The organism is Halobaculum magnesiiphilum (assembly GCF_019823105.1).
Taxonomy (GTDB): Archaea; Halobacteriota; Halobacteria; order Halobacteriales; family Haloferacaceae; genus Halobaculum; species Halobaculum magnesiiphilum.
Window position 1 is genome coordinate 1659712 of the sequence record NZ_CP081958.1, and the last position, 16601, is coordinate 1676312.

Here is a 16601-nt window from a genome sequence, read left to right on the forward strand (position 1 = left end):
CTCCGGTGACGCCATCAGAAAAGGCCTATAACGGACCGGTGGCGAACCCCTTCCATGACCGGGGACTCGGATCCGCCCGAGGAGCCGTCGGCCGCGCCCGACGGCGACGGCGACGCCGAGACGGCCGAGTCCACCGACCCCGCGGAGTCCGTCGAGCCGTCGGAGTCCGCGGCCGACGAACACGAGGACGGTGTCGACGACGATGTCGACGCCGGCGACGATGTCAGATCCGACGACGATGGCGAACGCGACGACGGTACCGAAGCCAGCGACGACGGCGAGACCGACGACTCGACCGGGTCCGAGGATCGACCCACCGACGAGGAGTCGGAAATCGACCGTCGCAGCCCGTTCGAGGACGACGATGATGCCGACGACGACGGCGATGGTGACGCCGACGCCGATGGTGACGACCCGATCGACCGCGGATCGAGCGAGCCGGCACCGGCCGCCGGCGAGGCCCCGAGGATCGACGAGTCACAGCCCGTACCCGACGCGGTCGCCGGCGAGCGCTCCGGCGGCGGACAGTCCGCCGCGAACGACGGGAACGGAGGCGGGGGCACCATGACCGCCGCGGAGAAGGGGATGCAGGCGGTGAACAAGGGCGTCGGCGCGCTCGGCGGCGGCGAGGGCGGCGGCCCCGACTCCGACCAGGAGATGCCGCTGGCCGCGCACATCGAGGAGATGATGCGCCGGCTCGGCATCGTGTTCGGCATCGCCGGCGTCGTCGTCGTCGCGGTGCTGTTGATCGGCACCGTCTCGCCGACCGTGCCCAGCGCCGAGCAGATCATCGAGTTCCTGTGGGACACCCACGTCGGCTTCGAGCAGAACCGCCCCCGCGTGTACGGCCCGCTGGAGTTCCTGCTCACCAAGCTGAAGGTGGCGTCGCTCGCGGGCCTGCTCGTCGGGCTGCCGGTGTTCGTCTACGAGACGTACCGGTTCATGCGCCCCGGGCTGTACCCACACGAACGCCGCTACTACCTCGCGGCGGTGCCGACGAGCCTGATCCTCGGGATCATCGGCGTCGCGTTCACACACTTCATCGTCCTCCCGGTCATCTTCGACTACTTCATCAGCTACACCGAGGAGAGCGCGGTCCTCGCGTTCAGCCTCCGGGAGACGTTCAACCTCATCCTCCTGATGATGGGCTACATGGCCGTCGTCTTCCAGATCCCGCTGTTCATCCAGCTCGCCATCATGATGGGGCTGGTGACGCGCGAGTGGATGGAGGACCGCCGGCTGCTGTTCTGGTCGGCGTTCGTCGGCCTCGCGTTCATCGTCTCGCCGGACCCCACCGGGATGGCGCCCATCATCGTCGGCGCGACGATGATCGCGCTGTTCGAGGGGACGCTCGCGCTGTTGCGCTGGACCGGGAACTAGCCGACCGCACGGATCGCGGCTCCCGCGTTCGTTCGAGGACCGACAGCGACAGATCCGTCACGCTGGCGCCTCACGACGGTGTGTTCCGAGGGCCGTTCCGAGGGTCGTCCGTCACGACTCCGACGAGCGCTGCCGGGAGAACACTTATATTAGCAGAATCTAATATTAGCATGTACTGAAATGGCTGGGCAGAAACCGGAACTCGGGACGGAGGACGGACGGAGCGACCGGCCGTCGGGGTGTTGTTCGGCCGAACACGACCTGCGGGACGACGACGTCGCCGCCGATGTCGAGACGCTCTCGGCGCTGGGCAACGACACGCGCTACGAGGCGCTCCGGCTCATCGCGGGCGCCGAGGACGACATCTGCGTCTGCGAGCTGGAGCCGTCGCTCGGCGTGAGCCAGAGCGCGGTGAGTCAGGCGCTCTCGCGGCTGTTCGGCGCCGGACTGGTCGAGCGGCGCAAGGAGGGCCGGTGGCGCTACTACAGCGCGACGCCGCGCGCGGAGCGACTCCTCGACGTGCTCGACGAGACGAGGGGGGTCGGCGATGACTGACGACGACGCTCCGACGGCGGACCGCACAGGCCTCGATCCCGCACGACAGCGAGCCGCGGTGCGGGAGCGCTACGGGGAGATCGGGGAAATCGGCACGGGGTCGTCGTGCTGCGGCGACGACGCTGACGACTGCGGAACGTCGGAGAACCGCCCGGGCGAGGGAGGAACGGAACTCGGGTACACCGAGGACGACCTCGACGCCGTCGCCGCGGGCGCGAACCTCGGCCTCGGCTGCGGCAACCCGACCGCCATCGCGAGCCTCGATCCGGGCGAGACGGTCCTCGATCTTGGGTCCGGCGGCGGCTTCGACTGTTTCCTCGCGGCGCGGGAGGTCGGCGAGGAGGGGCGTGTCGTCGGCGTCGACATGACCCCCGAGATGGTCGAGCGTGCCCGCGGGAACGTCGGGGCGAACGACGCCACGAACGTCGAGTTCCGCCTCGGCGAGATCGAACACCTCCCCGTCGCCGACGGGACCGTCGACGTGATCCTCTCGAACTGCGTGATCAACCTCTCGGCGGACAAGCGACGGGTGTTCGCGGAGGCGTACCGCGTGCTCCGGCCCGGCGGTCGCCTCGCCGTCTCCGACGTGGTGGCGACGGCCGACCTCCCGAGCGACATCCGCGGGGACGCCGCGTCCGTGAGCGCCTGCCTCGGCGGCGCGGCCGCGATCCCGACGCTCGAATCGATGCTCGCCGACGCCGGGTTCGTCGACGTCGCGATCGAGCCGAAGGACGACAGCGAGTCGTTCATCCGCGAGTGGGACCCCGACCGCGACCTCGCCGACTACCTGACCGCGGCGACGATCGAAGCGCGCAAGCCGACGAACGACCCCGAATCCGCAACCGAAGAGACGGCGGCGTGACCGCCGTCGCGACACCACACTACGGACACCACTTCCGACACCAACCATGCACAGAGCACCCGACCCGAGCGATCGTACAGGAATCGAACAGCCGAGCTGGCGGAGCATCCTGGCGGGCTACGTCCTGATCGCGGGGCTCCTCGCGTCCCTGTGGGCAGTCAGCAACCCGGCGGCCGCCCTGACGCTCCTCCTCGCCGGCGTCGCCGTGCGCCGCGGAACCCCCCGGGCGGCCGCCGCGGTCCGTTGTGTCCGCGTCTGTCGCGAGTTCACCGTCGATCTGGGCGGCCGGCTCAGGATCACCGTCGCGAAGCCGCCGGTCGACGATGCCGCCTGATCGACCCGGCGAGGGGGCGGACGAGGGCGCGGACGAACGGCGAGACCCCGGTGGGTCAACCGTCCTGCTGACGGAAGCCGACGCCGCGGACCTCGACCGCGTCGAGGCGCTGCTCGCCGCGAACGACCTCCCGACGAGCGACGTGCGAACGGGACCCGGACGGTTCTATCTCGCCCGTGACGGCGACGGCGACGCCGTCGTCGGCGCCGGCGGCGTCGAGCGGTACGGCTCCGACGGCCTCCTGCGGTCGGTCGTCGTCGAGAGATCGAGCCGCGGCGACGGGTACGGGACGGCGCTGTGTGCCGCTCTGGAGGATCGCGCCCGGAGGGAGAGCATCGAGACGCTCTATCTCCTGACGACGACCGCGGCCGGGTTCTTCGAGCGGCTCGGATACGAGCCGCTCTCCCGCGAGCACGTCCCGGCGAGCGTCCGGTCGACGACGGAGTTCGCCGACCTGTGTCCGTCGTCGGCGACCTGCATGCGCAAACGAGTCTGGGAACGAGCGACCGAGTAGCGGGCGACCCGGGCCGCTGCCGGCGCCGCCGGTGTCGCGTTCGGCGTCGGCGTCGCGTTCGACGTCGATATCGCGTCCGGCGTCGGCGTCGCGTCCGGGGTCGACGCTCGGGCATACTTTTCTCGTCTCCCCGTCCACCCATGCTCGATGGGAACGATCCTCCTGTGTCGCCACGGCGAGACGCCGTGGAACCGCGACCGCCGCGTGCAGGGCTGGGCGCCGACGGAGCTGACCGAACGCGGCCGCGAGCAGGCCGACGCCCTCGCCGGTTTTCTCACCGACGAGTACGCCGTCGACCGGATCGTCGCCTCCGATCTGGAGCGCGCGGCCGAGACCGCCCGGGCCATCTCGCGTGCGACGGGCGCGGCGGCGACGTTCGACGCCCGGTGGCGCGAGCGCGACTTCGGCCGGTTCCAGGGGCTCACCTACGACGGCCTGTTCGGCACGTACCCCGAGTACACCCTCTCGGAGATCGGCTACGCGGCCGCCGAGACCGTCCCCGAGAGCGGCGAGTCGCTGCTGGAGATGAGAGCGCGCGTCCGCGAGGGCTTCGCCGACCTCCGCGGGGAGGTCGAGCCGGACGAGACGGTCGCCGTCGTCGCCCACGGCGGCCCGCTGTACGTCGTCACGGGCGAGTTGAAGGGACTCGACGTGGTCGCCGCGGTGCTCGACCAGGACCAGGGGAACTGTGCCGTCAACGAGGTGCACGTCGCCGACGATTCCGCCCGCGACGGCGACGGCGTCGCGACCGGCGGGTCGGCGACGGCCGAGTTGGTCCGCGAGAACGTCACGTCGTTCCTGCCGGAGGCGACGACGCAGGAGAACTACTGAGCGGGAGCTGGAGCGGCAGCGGCGGTGCTTCTGGTTCGACCCTACGAGGTCGGGTAGTCGCGCGCGAACACGTCCTCGACGACGGGGTCGCCGTCGCGGTTCACGGCTTTCTCCCCCTCGCCATCGGCCTCCTCGGCGTCGTTCGCGGGGCTGACACTCCCGGTCTCGTACCCCTGGAGGTCGAGCGTGACGTGGTCGAAGCCGAGATCGAGCATGTGGTCGCGGGCGGCCGCGACGAAGTCGGCGTTCAGCGCCGACTCCAGCTCGTCGGCGCCGACCTCGATGCGCGCGAGACCGTCGTGGTCGCGGACGCGGAACTGCGAGAACCCCCACGTGCGCAGCAGGCGCTCGGCCTTCTCGATGCGGGTGAGACGCTCCTCGGTCACCTCCAGCCCGGTCGGGATGCGCGAGGAGAGGCACGCCATCGAGGGCTTGTCGGCCACGTCGAGGCCGTAGTGGTCGGCGATCTGGCGGACCTCCGCCTTCGTGATGCCGGCCCGCAGCAGGGGGGACACCACGTCGAGTTCCTCGACGGCCTGGAGCCCCGGCCGGTGCCCCTCGCCGGGATCGGAGGCGTTCGTTCCGTCGCAGACGGTGCCGATGCCGCGCTCCGTGGCCGCCTCGTACATCCGCGAGAGGCGCATCGTCCGGCAGTGGTAACACCGGTCGTCGTCGTTGGCGACGAAGTTCGGGTCGTCCAGCTCGGAGAACTCCACGATCGCGTGGTCGATACCGATGTCGTCGGCGACGCGCGTCGCGTCGTCCAACTCCTCGGCCGGCAGCGTCTCGCTTTTCGCGGTGCAGGCGACCGCGTCGTCGCCGAGCGCGTCGCGCGCGAGCGCCGCGACGACCGACGAGTCCACGCCCCCCGAGAAGGCGACGAGGGCGCCGTCGCGCTCGGCGAGTAGCTCGCGCGCGGCCGCCGCCTTCGCCGCCACGTCGTCGTCCATGCGCCGAACGAGGAGGTGACGACGCAAAAGTCGTCCGAACGTGGCGACGCGCGGAGCCGACCCGACACACGGTCGTCTGCGGACGCGAACTGGACCCGTCCCGCCACAACGTTCACCATGTTGGCAGTTGACATGGGTGAACGTGTCCACGTCCGGTCCCGACGCGGTCGACCCGGAGGACATGAACGGGAGCGACCACTCCGACGTGCCGGCCGACATCGACGGCGCGTACCTGTTCGGGATCAGCCGCGACGGAACCCCGTTCTACTACGACGACGACCGCGGCCGGGTCGTCGAGGGGGACCGACACGGCGGCGTCGCGGACGACCACGGCCCCGTCGACAGCGCGGAGTCGTTCATCGCCGAGGTCGACCGGGGCGTCGGCTGGGACCTCCTCGGCAGCGCGGACAACGGGGGCTGACGGGGCGGTCTCGCCGCGCTCACGGTTCACTCCGTTCGCCGTTCGCATCGAGGTCTCCCGCTGGTCGGCCTCGCCCTGCTCGCGAGTCACTCCGTTCCTCGCTCGCGTTTTCGCGGTCTCCCTTCGGTCGACCGCGCCCCCGGCACGGTTTTGACCCCCGCCGCGCTACCGGGTGCCGAATGGAGTTCACGTCGGTCCCCGGCGTCGGCGAGAAGACCGCCGACGCCCTCGCGGATCTGGACGGCGCGGAGGCCGCGCTGCGCCGCGGCGACGTGGCGACGCTCGCCCGGGCCCGCGGGCTCACCGAGGGCCGGGCGGCCGCCATCGCCCGCGGCGCCATCCAGGAACGCCACGACGACCCCGGCGGCTGGCTGGCGACCGACCGCGCACGCGAGGTGTACGAGGACGCCCTCGGCCTCCTGCAGGAGCGCGCCGTCACCGACTACGCCGAGAAGCGCCTTCGGACGATATACCCCTCCGCGACCCCCTCGCGCATCCAGGAGGTGCGCGAGTGGGCCGCCGACGCGGTCGAGCGCGACCCCGACGGGGCGGTTCTCGACGCGCTGGAGGACGTAGAACAGCCGAGTGAACCCCGTGGCCTTCGGGTGCGCGAGCGGGCGCTCGCGACCGCCGACGCCGAGCGCTACGCGGCCGTGAAGGACGCGTTCCCAGAGCTCTCGGTCGAGGTCGTCGAGGACGCCCGCGATCTGGCCGAGCTCGCGCGGTCGTACGCCACCGTCGTCGCGCTCGACGAGGAGTTCGCCGGCGTCGACGTCGACGGCGACGTGCGCGTCATCACCGACCCGGAGAACCACCCGGAGGAGGTCGTTCCCGAGCGCCTGCTGGCGTTCTTCGCGGAGAACCGCGCCGAGTTGCTGGCGGCGCTCGACGTGCACGAGGCCGCCGGCATCGAGCCCGCCCTCGACCCCGAGGCGCTCCGGGACGCGCTCTCGCGGCTCGACGACGACGGCACCGTCCGCGGCGACGAGGAGCTGACTCGGCTCGCGAACGCCGTCGACGACCTCGACGCCGCCGTCTCGACGGCCGAGTCGGTCGCCAACGACCACCTCCGCGAGGCCATCCGCGAGCAGGACGTGACCATCGAGGGAACCGACTTCCTCTCCTTAGTCGAGCAGGGCGCCCGCGTCGACAGCCTCCTCTCGCGGGAGCTGGCCGACGAGTACGACGCCGCGATCCGGAAGGCCCGCGAGCACCTCGCCGACGCGCTCCGACTGGACGAGAGCGAGGCGGAGTTCACCGAGCGGATCTTCGCGGGCGACCCGACCTTCCCGACCGAGCACAACGAGGAGCCGCTGAACCGCCTGCGCACCGAGCTGAAGACCGCCCGCGACCGGCGGGCGGCCAGGCTCAAGTCCGACCTCGCGACGGATCTGGCCGCGCTGCGCGAGCCCGCCGACGACCTCGTCGCCGACGCGCTCGAACTCGACGTGGAGCTCGCGGTCGCCCGGTTCGCCCGCGACTTCGACTGCGTCGTCGCCGAGATCGACGACGAGGGGACCGGCTTCGACATCGAGGGCGGGCGTTCCCCGCTGCTGGACGTGCCGTTCGCGGAGGCCGAGCCCGTCGACTACGCCGTTTCGGGCGTAACGCTGCTGTCGGGGGTGAACTCCGGCGGGAAGACCTCGACGCTGGATCTCGTCGCGTTGATCGTCACCCTCGCGCACATGGGGCTGCCCGTCCCCGCGGATTCGGCGCGCGTCGGGCGCGTCTCGGAGCTGCACTACTACGCGAAGTCGCAGGGAACGCTCGACGCCGGCGCGTTCGAGTCGACGCTGCGCGACTTCGGCGACCTCGTCGCCGGCGCGGAGGGGCGGCTCGTCCTCGTCGACGAGCTGGAGTCGATCACCGAGCCCGGCGCCTCCGCGAAGATCATCGCCGGCATCCTCGAGGCCCTCGACGAGCAGGGCGCCACCGGCGTGTTCGTCTCCCACCTCGCGCGCCAGATCCGCGAGGCCGCCGCCGTCGACGTGGCCGTCGACGGGATCGAGGCCGTGGGGCTGGAGGACGGCGAGCTGGTGGTGAACCGCTCGCCCCGGAAGGACCACCTCGCGCGGTCGACGCCCGAGCTGATCGTCGAGAAGCTGGCGCGGGAAGCCGGCGACGACACGGCCGGCGGATCCGGGTCCGGTTCGGGCGGCGACCCCGCGTTCTACGAGGGGCTGCTGGAGAAGTTCTGAGTCGGGATCGAACGGCGGGCGAATCCGAACTCGGGAGCGGAATCGAGATCGGGAGCGGAATCGAGATCGGGAGCGGAATCGAGATCGGGAGCGGAATCGAGATCGGGAGCGGTCGCGTCAGGCGTACAGATCGGCGGGGGAGTCGTGTCCGCCGTCCCCGAGGTCGCGAAACAGGAGTTCGTAGTCCTCGTGGTCGAGGCGCGCGTGGAGGTCGTCGAACCCCGCCTCCAGCGCCTCGCGACGGCGGGCGAGTTCGCCGTACTCGCCGTCGGTCGGCGCGACGCCCGACCCCTCCAGGGCGGCCCGCTTGTGCATCACCGCGAAGTACTGGCGGACGCGGTCGCCGTACCGGGCGACCCGAACCAGGCGGTCGACCGCGTCCCGGAGGTCCGCGGGGTCGACCGGCTTCTCGAGGTACGCGTCGACCGGGAGGCCGACCACGTCGACGCCGACGGCGACGCCGGAGACGGCCGCGACGCGCACGTCGGCCCCGGACGCGCGGATCCGTTCGAGCGTATCGTCGCCGTGGAGCCCCGGCATCCGCCGGTCCAACAGGACCACGTCGACCGAGTCGTCGAGCACGTCGAGCGCCTCCGATCCCGATGCAGCCGTCGACACCGTGTACTCGGCGGCGAGCTGATCCGCGTACAACTCGCGCACGTCGGCCTCGTCGTCGACGACGAGCACGTGGGGACGGCCCGTCCGGGTCGAACCGTCCTCACCCTCGGTGTCGTCGATGTCTTCCGTCATCGATCCGGGCCACGACCGGGATCCCCCTCAACCCCCTCGACGCGTTCGCCGGATTAAGTCGGATTCAGCCGGCGAAAGCGCCGGTTGGGAGGGGACGGCGTTCCGATCGGCGCGGCCGGTCGCGGGTGGGCCGCCCGTCGCGAGGACGGCGGCGAACCCCACCCGTCGGCCGGACCACTCCCGCCGGAGACACGGCCGACGACCGGGGCGATACTGAAACCGTATCGTGGCTGAACCGCCGGTATTCGGCGTATCGATCTCTATTTCACTTTCACTCCGCCACCGGGGAACGATTAAGTGGTCGGGCGAGCGAGGGTTCGGTATCATGGCCGGGGACCCCGAAGACGGGATGCTGTCGTGGGACGAGTCCGTCTTCCGGGACGAACACGTCTTCGAGATCGACTACGTCCCCGAGACGTTCCGCCACCGCGAGAGCCAACTGGAGTCGCTGAAGTACGCGCTCCGGCCGGCCGCGCGCGGCTCGCGCCCGCTCAACACCGTCGTCCGCGGGCCGCCGGGAACCGGGAAGACCACCTCGGTCCAGAAGCTGTTCTCGGAGCTTCGCGCGCAGACGGACGTGCGCACGGTCAGGGTGAACTGTCAGGTCGATTCGACCCGCTATGCGGTGTTCTCGCGCATCTTCGAGGGGATCTTCGACTACGAGCCGCCCTCCTCGGGCATCTCGTTCAAGAAGCTGTTCGGCCAGATCGCCGACCGACTCGTCGAGGACGACGAGGTGCTCGCGGTGGCGCTCGACGACGTGAACTACCTGTTCTACGAGAACGAGGCCTCCGACGCGCTGTACTCGCTGCTGCGGGCCCACGAGGCCCACGCCGGCGCGAAGGTCGGCGTGATCTGCGTCTCCTCGGACCTCTCGCTGTCGGTGATCGAGGAGCTGGACTCGCGCGTGCAGTCGGTGTTCCGCCCCGAGGAGGTGTTCTTCCCGAAGTACGACGTGGACGAGGTGGTCGACATCCTCCGCGAGCGCGCGAAGCGCGGCTTCCACGACGGCGTCCTCGGCGCCACGGAACTCGACCGTGTGGCGGAGCTGACCGCCGAGTCGGGCGACCTCCGGGTCGGCATCGACCTGCTCCGCCGGGCGGGGCTCAACGCCGAGATGCGCGCCTCCAGAACGATCAGCGTCGAGGACGTGGAGGAGGCGTACGAGAAGTCGAAGTACGTCCACCTCTCGCGTAGCCTTCGGGGCCTCTCGGAGTCGGAGACGGCGCTCGTCGAGGTGCTCGCGGAGCACGACGGCGAGCAGGCCGGCTCCGTGTACGAGGCGTTCCACGAACGGACCGACCTCGGCTACACCCGGTACTCGGAGATCGTCAACAAGCTCGACCAGCTCGGACTCGTGGAGACGGAGTACGCCGAGGTCGAGGGGCGCGGGCGGTCGCGGTCGATCTCGCTGGCGTACGACCCCGAGCCGGTGCTGGAGCGGATCGAAGGGTAGCGTCGCCGACACGGCGTCGCACACATCCGAAAGACATACTCGGCGCACGCGACACCCTCGGGTATGGACGCCTACGAGCTGATCACCCGGAACGCGACCGAGGTGGTCACCGACGAGGAGGTACGCGCGCTAGCCGACGACCCGGATGGCAAGCGAGTGTACGTCGGGTACGAGCCGTCGGGCGTCCTCCACATCGGCCACATGCTGACGGCGAACAAGCTGATCGACCTGCAGGAGGCGGGCTTCGAGGTCGTCGTCCTGCTGGCGGACGTGCACGCCTACCTCAACGACAAGGGGACGTTCGCCGAGATCCGCGAGACGGCCGAGCGCATGCGCGACCAGTTCCTCGCGTACGGACTCGACGCCGAGTCGACGGAGTTCGTCTACGGCTCGGAGTTCCAGCTCGACGAGGAGTACGTCCTCGACACCCACGAGCTGGAGGTGTCGACGACGCTCAATCGCGCCCGGCGCGCGATGGCCGAGATCCAGGGCGGCGACACCGCGAAGGTGAGCCACCTGGTGTACCCGCTGATGCAGGCGCTGGACATCGTCTACCTCGATCTCGACCTGGCCGTCGGCGGCCTCGACCAGCGGAAGGTCCACATGCTCCACCGCGAACAGATCCCGACGATGGACGGCGAGAGCGACCACGCCTACGAGGCGCGGCCGTGTCTCCACACGCCGATCCTCGCCGACCTCGACACCGGCGTCGGCAAGATGTCCTCCTCGTCGGGCACCACCATCTCGATGGAGGACTCCGAGGCGGACATCGCCGAGAAGATCAACGGCGCGTTCTGCCCGCCGACGCGCGACCCCGAGCCGGACGACGAGGGCAACGAGCGCGAGAACCCGGTGCTCGAGATCTTCGAGTACTCCGTGTTCCCGCGGTTCGACACGGTCGTCGTCGAGCGACCCGAGGAGTACGGCGGCGACCTGGAGTACGACGACTACGAGTCGCTGGCGGCGGACCTGGAGTCGGGCGAGCTTCACCCCGCGGACGCGAAGGGCGCGCTCGCGGACTACCTGAACGAGCTGATCGCGCCCGGCCGCGAGGTACTACGGGAGCTGGACGCCTAACGCTGGACCGGAGCTGAACGCGTAACGCGACGAAAAACCGATTCGAGTTCGTGACCACGGCCGCCGCGGTCGCGACGGCGGCCGCGGGCAGTCGACTACGCCGGCGGCGCCGGCGACGCTATCCTTCGATGGGGATCGGCGTGCCGGTCGGCTTCGCGCCGACGACGGCCGGGAGGGTTACCTCGAGGACGCCGTTCTCGTAGCGGGCGCCGATCTCGTCCTCGTCGACCTCGCGCGGGAAGCGGAAGCGTCGGTGGTACGTCTTCTTGCGGCCGCGCTCCTCGTCGGTGTGCTCGGCCGCGACGTTGAGGACGCCCTCCTCCCACGTGAGATCGATCTCCTCCCGGTCGAAGCCGGGCATGTCGATCGTGAGGACGAACTCGTCGTCCTCCTCGTACAGTTCGTAGTCGGTGCCACCGAAGCCGCCCTCGCCGAGGACGCGGGACGGCAGATCGAGGTTCTGCATCCAGGAACTCGCCGTGCTGCTCGGGAGTGCCATGGCTGGTCACCTCGTGTGCATCGGATCGTTGTACGTGGTTCGTAAAGAATGTTTCGTTGACACGACATCCGGTGTGGCGGCGACCGTCGTGTGCGGCCGCCTCCGACTACGCGAACCCGAACTGTCGCATCAGGCTGGTCGTGAGTCCCTTCACCACGAGGCCGGTGCCGGCCAGCACCATCGCGAGGCCGACCGCGACGATCGGCGCCGTCCACGCGACGAGCGCGAGACCGGCGAGCAGCAGCACCGCGCCGGCGACGCCGGCGGTGCCGAGTTTGTCGATCATACCCGGTCGTGACGGTAGTTCTTGAAAAGGCCGGCGGGTTCCGCGCGGGTCACATTCGTTCCCCGCTCGATTCGAGGTGCTCGCTGCGTTCGGCCTCGCACCCACTCACGGGTCGTTACACTCCCCGTTCGATTCGAGGTGCTCGCTGCGTTCGGCCTCGCACCCACTCACGGGTCGTTACACTCCCCGTTCGAATCGAGGCCTCACTGCGTTCGGCCTCGCACCCACCGAGTTTAACTGTCGGACGCGAGAACACAGGAGTATGAGCGACGGCGACGGGTCCGGACGCAAGAACCTCAGAATGCCGGACGACGACGAGGTGTTCGCCGAGGTGACCGAGATGCTCGGCGCCAACCGCGTGAAGGTCCGGTGCAACGACGGCGTCGAACGCACCGCGCGGATCCCCGGACGGATGCAGAAACGGACCTGGATCCGCGAGGGCGACCTCGTCCTCGTGAGTCCGTGGGACTGGCAGGACGAGAAGGCCGACATCGAACACCGCTACGAGAGCCAGGACGCCGACCAGCTTCGCGAGGAAGGCCACATCGCCTGATCGACGAGAGGCGTTGCCGGAACGAACGCCACCGGCCCTCAGACGATCGCCGGCAGCGCCGCCGCGGCGACGCTCGTGACGACCCCGACGACGATGGAGTACGTGAAGTTCACGAGCGTCCCCGCGAGGTACCAGGTCGTGTCGCCGCTGGTCATGTCCTCGCGTCGGACGACCGATTTGGCCGCGAACACCAGCCCGAGGGCGGTGTACGCGCCGACGAACACCAGCGTGAGCACGAGCACGTTCTCGCACTTGCCGATCACGCGGCCGCTGTCACGCTGGTCCGCATCGACGCCGGCGGACAGATCCGTCCCGGTCCAGCGTTCGAGGAAGTAGCTGACGACCGACGTACTCGTCGCGAGCAGCGCGACGTAACCGGCGAGATACACGCCGCCGCGACGACGACTAGGTCGCCGGCGGCCGCCGGAGCGCCCGGCAGCGCCGACGTTTCGATCTGCATCGTTTTCGCCGGCGTCTCACTACCGAATCAATCCTCCGGTTCGGCACCCAGCGCCCGGTCGATCAGTGCCTCGTTACGCCGGACGCGGTCGTAGCTTGCGGCCGCGAGCGTCTTCGACACCGCCTGGGTACTCACCCCGAACGCCTCCGCAACGGCCGTCTGAGTGCCCCGGCGACGGTAGGCGCGTGCGATCTCGGTCTGGCGTTCGGTCCACTCCTCGCGGATTGCCAGCGCGAGATCGCCCGCCGCCGTCACGGGACCGTTCACGCGATCGTCGGCAGTATCGAGGAAAAAGTGGCCGTCCTCCGCGTTCAGCTCCGACAGCGCCTCGTCCGCCCGATGAAACGCCGGTCCGTCCATCGCGGTCACGTCGGTCGCGCCGGGGTTAACGTCGACCGCCCCCGCGACGACGACGTATCGAGCGACCGTCGGATGGAGCCGTTCCTGGATCGCCCGGACGACCCCGTAGGCTGCCGCTGGATCCTCGAGCGTCCCGCCGAACTCGTCGGCGCCCTTGATCGGCGCGAAACGGGCGCCGATCGCCTCGGCGTGTGCGTCGTTGGCCGCGGCGAGCGCGTCCTCGATCCGTTCGCGCAGTCCCTCCCGGTCCGGCTCGCCTCGCGAGTCGATCACGTCGCCGAGGACGACGTGGGTCCGTTCGGTCCCGGTCACGGCTGTTCTGAGTACCGCATCGTGTTACAACCATAAATAGTTGATTCCTATAAATTCAACTATTTTGGGTTGAACCTGGCGCACGAAGGGTCACCCCCCCACACGAGCAAGCGACCGAGGCGCCGTCCGTAGGCCGGGGGCGGCGACCGCGGTGCCGGTGCTTTTCATGTCGGAGCGCGTACGCGGTGATAGATGAACGGAGAGTTCGGGTTCGTCGAACCCGACGAGGCGGACGCGCCGGGCGACGAGTGGGAGGACCTCGACCTGGCCGACATCGCCCAGACCGAGGCCGACAAGATCGCCCGCAGACAGGACGACGAGTTCGACGAGTTCCGCAAGCGCGTCAAGAACACCGAGCAGTTCAAAGTCGAGGCGTCGGTGTTCGACGACGCCACCCTCGCGGCGCTGTACAAGCTCACCCGCGACGGCCACATCGCCGCGTTCGGCGGACCCCTGTCGACGGGCAAGGAGGCCAACGTGTACGAGGCGCTCGGCGCCGACGAGCGCGAGGTGGCCGCGAAGGTGTACCGGATCAACACCTCGAACTTCCGGCACATGCGCGACTACCTCGAGGGCGACCCCCGCTTCGAGGGGATCGGCTCCGACAAGAAGCAGGTCGTCGTCGCGTGGGTGCGCAAGGAGTTCTCGAACCTCCAGCGCGCCCGGAAGGCCGGCGTGCGCGTCCCCGAGCCGATCGCCGTCCAGCGAAACGTCCTCGTGATGGAGCTGGTCGGCCACGCCGACGACCGCGCGCGCCGCCTCGCGGAGGTCGACGTGGAGAACCCCGAGACCGCCTTCGAGGTCGTCCGCGAGTACATGCGCCGCCTCTACTCGGCGGGGCTGATCCACGGCGACCTCTCGGAGTACAACCTCATCATCCACGACGGGGAGCTGGTCGTCATCGACCTGGGGCAGGCGGTGACGGTCCACCACCCGAACGCCGAGGAGTTCCTCCGGCGCGACTGCCGCAACGTCGCCTCCTTCTTCTCCCGGCAGGGGCTCGACACCGACGCGGACGACCTCCACGACTACGTCACCACGCCCGAGCCGGAACCGTCGGCCGATCCCGACCCCGCGACGGATCCGAACCCGACGGACCGCGCCGGCGACGACGATGACCGCGCCGGCGACGACGGCGGTGGCAGCGACGACAGCGGCGGCGATAGTAGCGGCGATGACGGCGGCGACGAATAGTCGGATACCCTCGCCGCCCTGTGATCGGCGGTTCGCGCGTGTGACCCGCTGACGCGGCGGGTTCCCGAGGGAACCCTTATCCGCGTCCGGCCGAAATTCGGGTGTATGCAGCACGTGAAGGTTCCGCAGGACCGCATCGGCGTGCTCATCGGCGAGGGCGGCGAGACGATGCGGGAGATCGAAGACCGCGCCGAGGTCCGACTCGACATCGACTCCGAGTCGGGCTCGGTCGCCATCGACAGCGTCGGCGACCCGGTCGCCGGGCTGGTCGCTCCCGACATCGTCCGCGCCATCGGCCGCGGGTTCACCCCCGAGTCCGCCCTCTCGCTGCTGGAGCACGACCTGCGACGGTTCGAGTTGGTCGACCTCGCATCGGAGACCCGCAACAAGAACGACCTCCAGCGCCAGAAGGGCCGCCTCATCGGCGAGAACGGCCGAACGCGCGAGCTGATGGAGGACCTCTCGGGCGCCGAAGTCGTCATCAAGGGGACCACCCTCGGCGTCATCGGCCAGCCCGAGGAGGTCGAGGCCGTCCGCCGCGCGGCGGGGATGATCCTCGACGGCGCCCCCCACGGCGCCGTCTACTCGTTCCTCGAACGCAAGCACAACGAGATCCACGGCGCGCCCGACCTCTCGACCCCCTCGGGGAGCGCCGAGGAACCGCGGTAACGCGGTTCCCGATCCCGCCCGTCGCCGTCCGGTCCGTTCTCCTGGTGCCCCGTCGTACCGCCGTCCCGAGCCGTTATACCGCCTTGAGCCGCGGCGCCACGAACGCCTCGACGCGGCCGTCGCCCCCCGAGATGTCGTAGGCGACGCCGAGGGGGGCCTTTCGTCCGAGCGTGAGCCGCACGTCCGTCCCCGCCGGGATGGCTCGCTCGATGTCGATCAGGTACGACAGCGACAGCAGCGACCCCGCATCGCCCGGCGAGAACGCGACCGCCTCCTCGGCCGTGACCGTGAACTGCACGTCGTCGGTGTCGCCGTCGGCGGCGGCGACGAACGTCTCGGCGTCCGGGTCGACGCTGAGCGCGAGGTGGTCCGCGACCATCCCCGCGGCCGTCACGAACCGGCCGACCATGTCGACCGGGACCGTCAGCGACGCGGTGTGTTCGAAGCCGAGGTCGTCCACGTCGGGCGGCCCGCGGACGCTGTCGGGGTCGAACAACCCCATCGCGTACTCCAGGCCGTCGGCGACGACGTGGAGGCGGAACGACTCGGGGTCGAGCGCGAGCGTCACGGGGTCGTCGCCGGCGGCCATCGAGAGGATGTCCTCGAGTCGGGTCACGTCGACGCCGACGACGGTGCCGTCGGCCTCGTAGGACGCCGCGGCCGCAGCGTCGAGTTCCGCGTCGACCGCCGCGACGGTCGCCGGGTCCATCGCCGCCGCGCGGATGCCGTCGCGGCCGAACGTCAGCCGACACTCGTCGACGAGCGCGCCGACCGCCGAGAGCAGTGGCTTCAGGGTGTCCGCCCGCACGCGCACGGACACCGGTACCTCCCCGTCGAAGTCGGGCGTCTGTCCCGACTCCGCGTCCGTCTCGTCTCCCTCGTCGGTCACGGCGCTCGCCTCGGGCATGGCCGGATCCCGAACGTATCGGCTCATAAGTAT

General features: G+C 70.1%; 20 protein-coding genes. 13 read left to right on the forward strand and 7 right to left on the reverse strand.

Translation table 11 applies throughout. The features are described from left to right. The first annotated feature begins 54 nt into the window (after window positions 1-54). The 6 genes from tatC (at window position 55) to K6T50_RS08400 (ending at window position 4476) form a co-directional block, all read left to right on the forward strand. Window positions 55-1380, forward strand: coding sequence for a twin-arginine translocase subunit TatC (gene tatC, locus K6T50_RS08375; protein ID WP_222606176.1), 1326 nt, complete (start codon window positions 55-57; stop codon window positions 1378-1380). A 180-nt stretch (window positions 1381-1560) separates the two neighbouring features. Further along, window positions 1561-1935 (forward strand): ArsR/SmtB family transcription factor, encoded by a 375-nt coding sequence (locus tag K6T50_RS08380; RefSeq protein WP_222606177.1) that lies wholly within the window; start codon window positions 1561-1563, stop codon window positions 1933-1935. Beyond that, the gene (gene arsM / locus K6T50_RS08385; RefSeq protein ID WP_222606178.1) at window positions 1928-2797 is read left to right on the forward strand and encodes an arsenite methyltransferase; all 870 of its coding nucleotides are present in this window, start codon (window positions 1928-1930) and stop codon (window positions 2795-2797) included. Before K6T50_RS08380 ends, arsM begins: the two co-directional genes overlap by 8 nt. 46 nt (window positions 2798-2843) lie before the next feature. Further along, window positions 2844-3131, forward strand: coding sequence for a hypothetical protein (locus K6T50_RS08390; RefSeq protein WP_222606179.1), 288 nt, complete (start codon window positions 2844-2846; stop codon window positions 3129-3131). Beyond that, window positions 3121-3645 (forward strand): arsenic resistance N-acetyltransferase ArsN2, encoded by a 525-nt coding sequence (gene arsN2, locus K6T50_RS08395; RefSeq protein WP_222606180.1) that lies wholly within the window; start codon window positions 3121-3123, stop codon window positions 3643-3645. The genes K6T50_RS08390 and arsN2 overlap by 11 nt, the downstream gene beginning before the upstream one ends. A 147-nt stretch (window positions 3646-3792) precedes the next feature. Next, window positions 3793-4476, forward strand: a complete 684-nt coding sequence (locus K6T50_RS08400) for a histidine phosphatase family protein (protein ID WP_222606181.1) — start codon at window positions 3793-3795, stop codon at window positions 4474-4476. A 41-nt stretch (window positions 4477-4517) separates the two neighbouring features. Here K6T50_RS08400 and larE read toward each other — a convergent pair whose 3' ends face one another. Then, entirely contained in the window at window positions 4518-5426 is a 909-nt protein-coding gene (gene larE / locus K6T50_RS08405) for an ATP-dependent sacrificial sulfur transferase LarE (RefSeq protein WP_222606182.1), read from the reverse strand. Window positions 5427-5568: 142 nt separating this feature from the next. On the opposite strand from larE, the gene K6T50_RS08410 reads away from it, so the two are divergent. Next, window positions 5569-5847 (forward strand): hypothetical protein, encoded by a 279-nt coding sequence (locus K6T50_RS08410; RefSeq protein WP_222606183.1) that lies wholly within the window; start codon window positions 5569-5571, stop codon window positions 5845-5847. A gap of 179 nt (window positions 5848-6026) precedes the next feature. Further along, entirely contained in the window at window positions 6027-8045 is a 2019-nt protein-coding gene (locus K6T50_RS08415; RefSeq protein ID WP_225935289.1) for a MutS-related protein, read from the forward strand. A 117-nt stretch (window positions 8046-8162) separates the two neighbouring features. Here the strand turns inward: K6T50_RS08415 and K6T50_RS08420 are convergent, their stop codons facing one another. Next, a complete protein-coding gene (locus K6T50_RS08420; protein ID WP_222606184.1) occupies window positions 8163-8795 on the reverse strand; it encodes a response regulator transcription factor in 633 nt (210 codons plus the stop codon). Between the two features lie 325 nt (window positions 8796-9120). Between K6T50_RS08420 and K6T50_RS08425 the strand changes: the two genes are divergently transcribed. Both K6T50_RS08425 and K6T50_RS08430 read left to right on the forward strand, forming a co-directional pair. Beyond that, window positions 9121-10251, forward strand: a complete 1131-nt coding sequence (locus K6T50_RS08425; protein ID WP_222606185.1) for an ORC1-type DNA replication protein — start codon at window positions 9121-9123, stop codon at window positions 10249-10251. A 63-nt stretch (window positions 10252-10314) separates the two neighbouring features. After that, window positions 10315-11328 carry a tyrosine--tRNA ligase gene (locus tag K6T50_RS08430; RefSeq protein ID WP_222606186.1) on the forward strand — a complete coding sequence of 338 codons (1014 nt, stop codon included), beginning with the start codon at window positions 10315-10317 and terminating at the stop codon, window positions 11326-11328. Between the two features lie 118 nt (window positions 11329-11446). Here K6T50_RS08430 and K6T50_RS08435 read toward each other — a convergent pair whose 3' ends face one another. Further along, window positions 11447-11827, reverse strand: a complete 381-nt coding sequence (locus K6T50_RS08435; protein WP_222606187.1) for an Hsp20/alpha crystallin family protein — start codon at window positions 11825-11827, stop codon at window positions 11447-11449. 106 nt (window positions 11828-11933) lie between these two features. Beyond that, complete coding sequence (locus K6T50_RS08440; protein WP_222606188.1) at window positions 11934-12113, reverse strand: DUF7470 family protein; 180 nt, start codon at window positions 12111-12113, stop codon at window positions 11934-11936. Between the two features lie 262 nt (window positions 12114-12375). Here K6T50_RS08440 and eif1A point away from each other — a divergent pair, with 262 nt between their 5' ends. Beyond that, window positions 12376-12666, forward strand: coding sequence for a translation initiation factor eIF-1A (eif1A, locus tag K6T50_RS08445; RefSeq protein WP_222606189.1), 291 nt, complete (start codon window positions 12376-12378; stop codon window positions 12664-12666). A 38-nt stretch (window positions 12667-12704) separates the two neighbouring features. Here eif1A and K6T50_RS08450 read toward each other — a convergent pair whose 3' ends face one another. Further along, a complete protein-coding gene (locus K6T50_RS08450) occupies window positions 12705-13055 on the reverse strand; it encodes a hypothetical protein (RefSeq protein ID WP_222606190.1) in 351 nt (116 codons plus the stop codon). 98 nt (window positions 13056-13153) lie between these two features. After that, window positions 13154-13798 carry a SatD family protein gene (locus tag K6T50_RS08455; protein ID WP_222606191.1) on the reverse strand — a complete coding sequence of 215 codons (645 nt, stop codon included), beginning with the start codon at window positions 13796-13798 and terminating at the stop codon, window positions 13154-13156. A gap of 192 nt (window positions 13799-13990) precedes the next feature. Between K6T50_RS08455 and rio1 the strand changes: the two genes are divergently transcribed. Then, a complete protein-coding gene (gene rio1 / locus K6T50_RS08460; RefSeq protein WP_222606192.1) occupies window positions 13991-14992 on the forward strand; it encodes a serine/threonine-protein kinase Rio1 in 1002 nt (333 codons plus the stop codon). A gap of 105 nt (window positions 14993-15097) precedes the next feature. Then, entirely contained in the window at window positions 15098-15661 is a 564-nt protein-coding gene (locus K6T50_RS08465) for a KH domain-containing protein (protein WP_222606193.1), read from the forward strand. 73 nt (window positions 15662-15734) lie between these two features. On the opposite strand, the gene K6T50_RS08470 is transcribed toward K6T50_RS08465, so the two are convergent. Beyond that, window positions 15735-16568, reverse strand: coding sequence for a beta clamp domain-containing protein (locus K6T50_RS08470; protein WP_222606194.1), 834 nt, complete (start codon window positions 16566-16568; stop codon window positions 15735-15737). Between the last annotated feature and the right edge of the window lie 33 nt (window positions 16569-16601).

Excerpts from the sequence above, each read along its gene's own strand:
- K6T50_RS08470 (WP_222606194.1), bottom strand. The coding sequence starts at position 16,568 with ATGCCCGAGGCGAGCGCCGTGACCGACGAGGGAGACGAGACGGACGCG.
- tatC (WP_222606176.1), top strand. The coding sequence starts at position 55 with ATGACCGGGGACTCGGATCCGCCCGAGGAGCCGTCGGCCGCGCCCGAC.
- K6T50_RS08415 (WP_225935289.1), top strand. The coding sequence starts at position 6,027 with ATGGAGTTCACGTCGGTCCCCGGCGTCGGCGAGAAGACCGCCGACGCC.
- K6T50_RS08380 (WP_222606177.1), top strand. The coding sequence starts at position 1,561 with ATGGCTGGGCAGAAACCGGAACTCGGGACGGAGGACGGACGGAGCGAC.
- K6T50_RS08400 (WP_222606181.1), top strand. The coding sequence starts at position 3,793 with ATGGGAACGATCCTCCTGTGTCGCCACGGCGAGACGCCGTGGAACCGC.
- K6T50_RS08465 (WP_222606193.1), top strand. The coding sequence starts at position 15,098 with ATGCAGCACGTGAAGGTTCCGCAGGACCGCATCGGCGTGCTCATCGGC.
- K6T50_RS08390 (WP_222606179.1), top strand. The coding sequence starts at position 2,844 with ATGCACAGAGCACCCGACCCGAGCGATCGTACAGGAATCGAACAGCCG.
- K6T50_RS08420 (WP_222606184.1), bottom strand. The coding sequence starts at position 8,795 with ATGACGGAAGACATCGACGACACCGAGGGTGAGGACGGTTCGACCCGG.
- arsM (WP_222606178.1), top strand. The coding sequence starts at position 1,928 with ATGACTGACGACGACGCTCCGACGGCGGACCGCACAGGCCTCGATCCC.
- K6T50_RS08435 (WP_222606187.1), bottom strand. The coding sequence starts at position 11,827 with ATGGCACTCCCGAGCAGCACGGCGAGTTCCTGGATGCAGAACCTCGAT.
- K6T50_RS08440 (WP_222606188.1), bottom strand. The coding sequence starts at position 12,113 with ATGATCGACAAACTCGGCACCGCCGGCGTCGCCGGCGCGGTGCTGCTG.
- larE (WP_222606182.1), bottom strand. The coding sequence starts at position 5,426 with ATGGACGACGACGTGGCGGCGAAGGCGGCGGCCGCGCGCGAGCTACTC.
- K6T50_RS08430 (WP_222606186.1), top strand. The coding sequence starts at position 10,315 with ATGGACGCCTACGAGCTGATCACCCGGAACGCGACCGAGGTGGTCACC.
- eif1A (WP_222606189.1), top strand. The coding sequence starts at position 12,376 with ATGAGCGACGGCGACGGGTCCGGACGCAAGAACCTCAGAATGCCGGAC.
- rio1 (WP_222606192.1), top strand. The coding sequence starts at position 13,991 with ATGAACGGAGAGTTCGGGTTCGTCGAACCCGACGAGGCGGACGCGCCG.
- arsN2 (WP_222606180.1), top strand. The coding sequence starts at position 3,121 with ATGCCGCCTGATCGACCCGGCGAGGGGGCGGACGAGGGCGCGGACGAA.
- K6T50_RS08425 (WP_222606185.1), top strand. The coding sequence starts at position 9,121 with ATGGCCGGGGACCCCGAAGACGGGATGCTGTCGTGGGACGAGTCCGTC.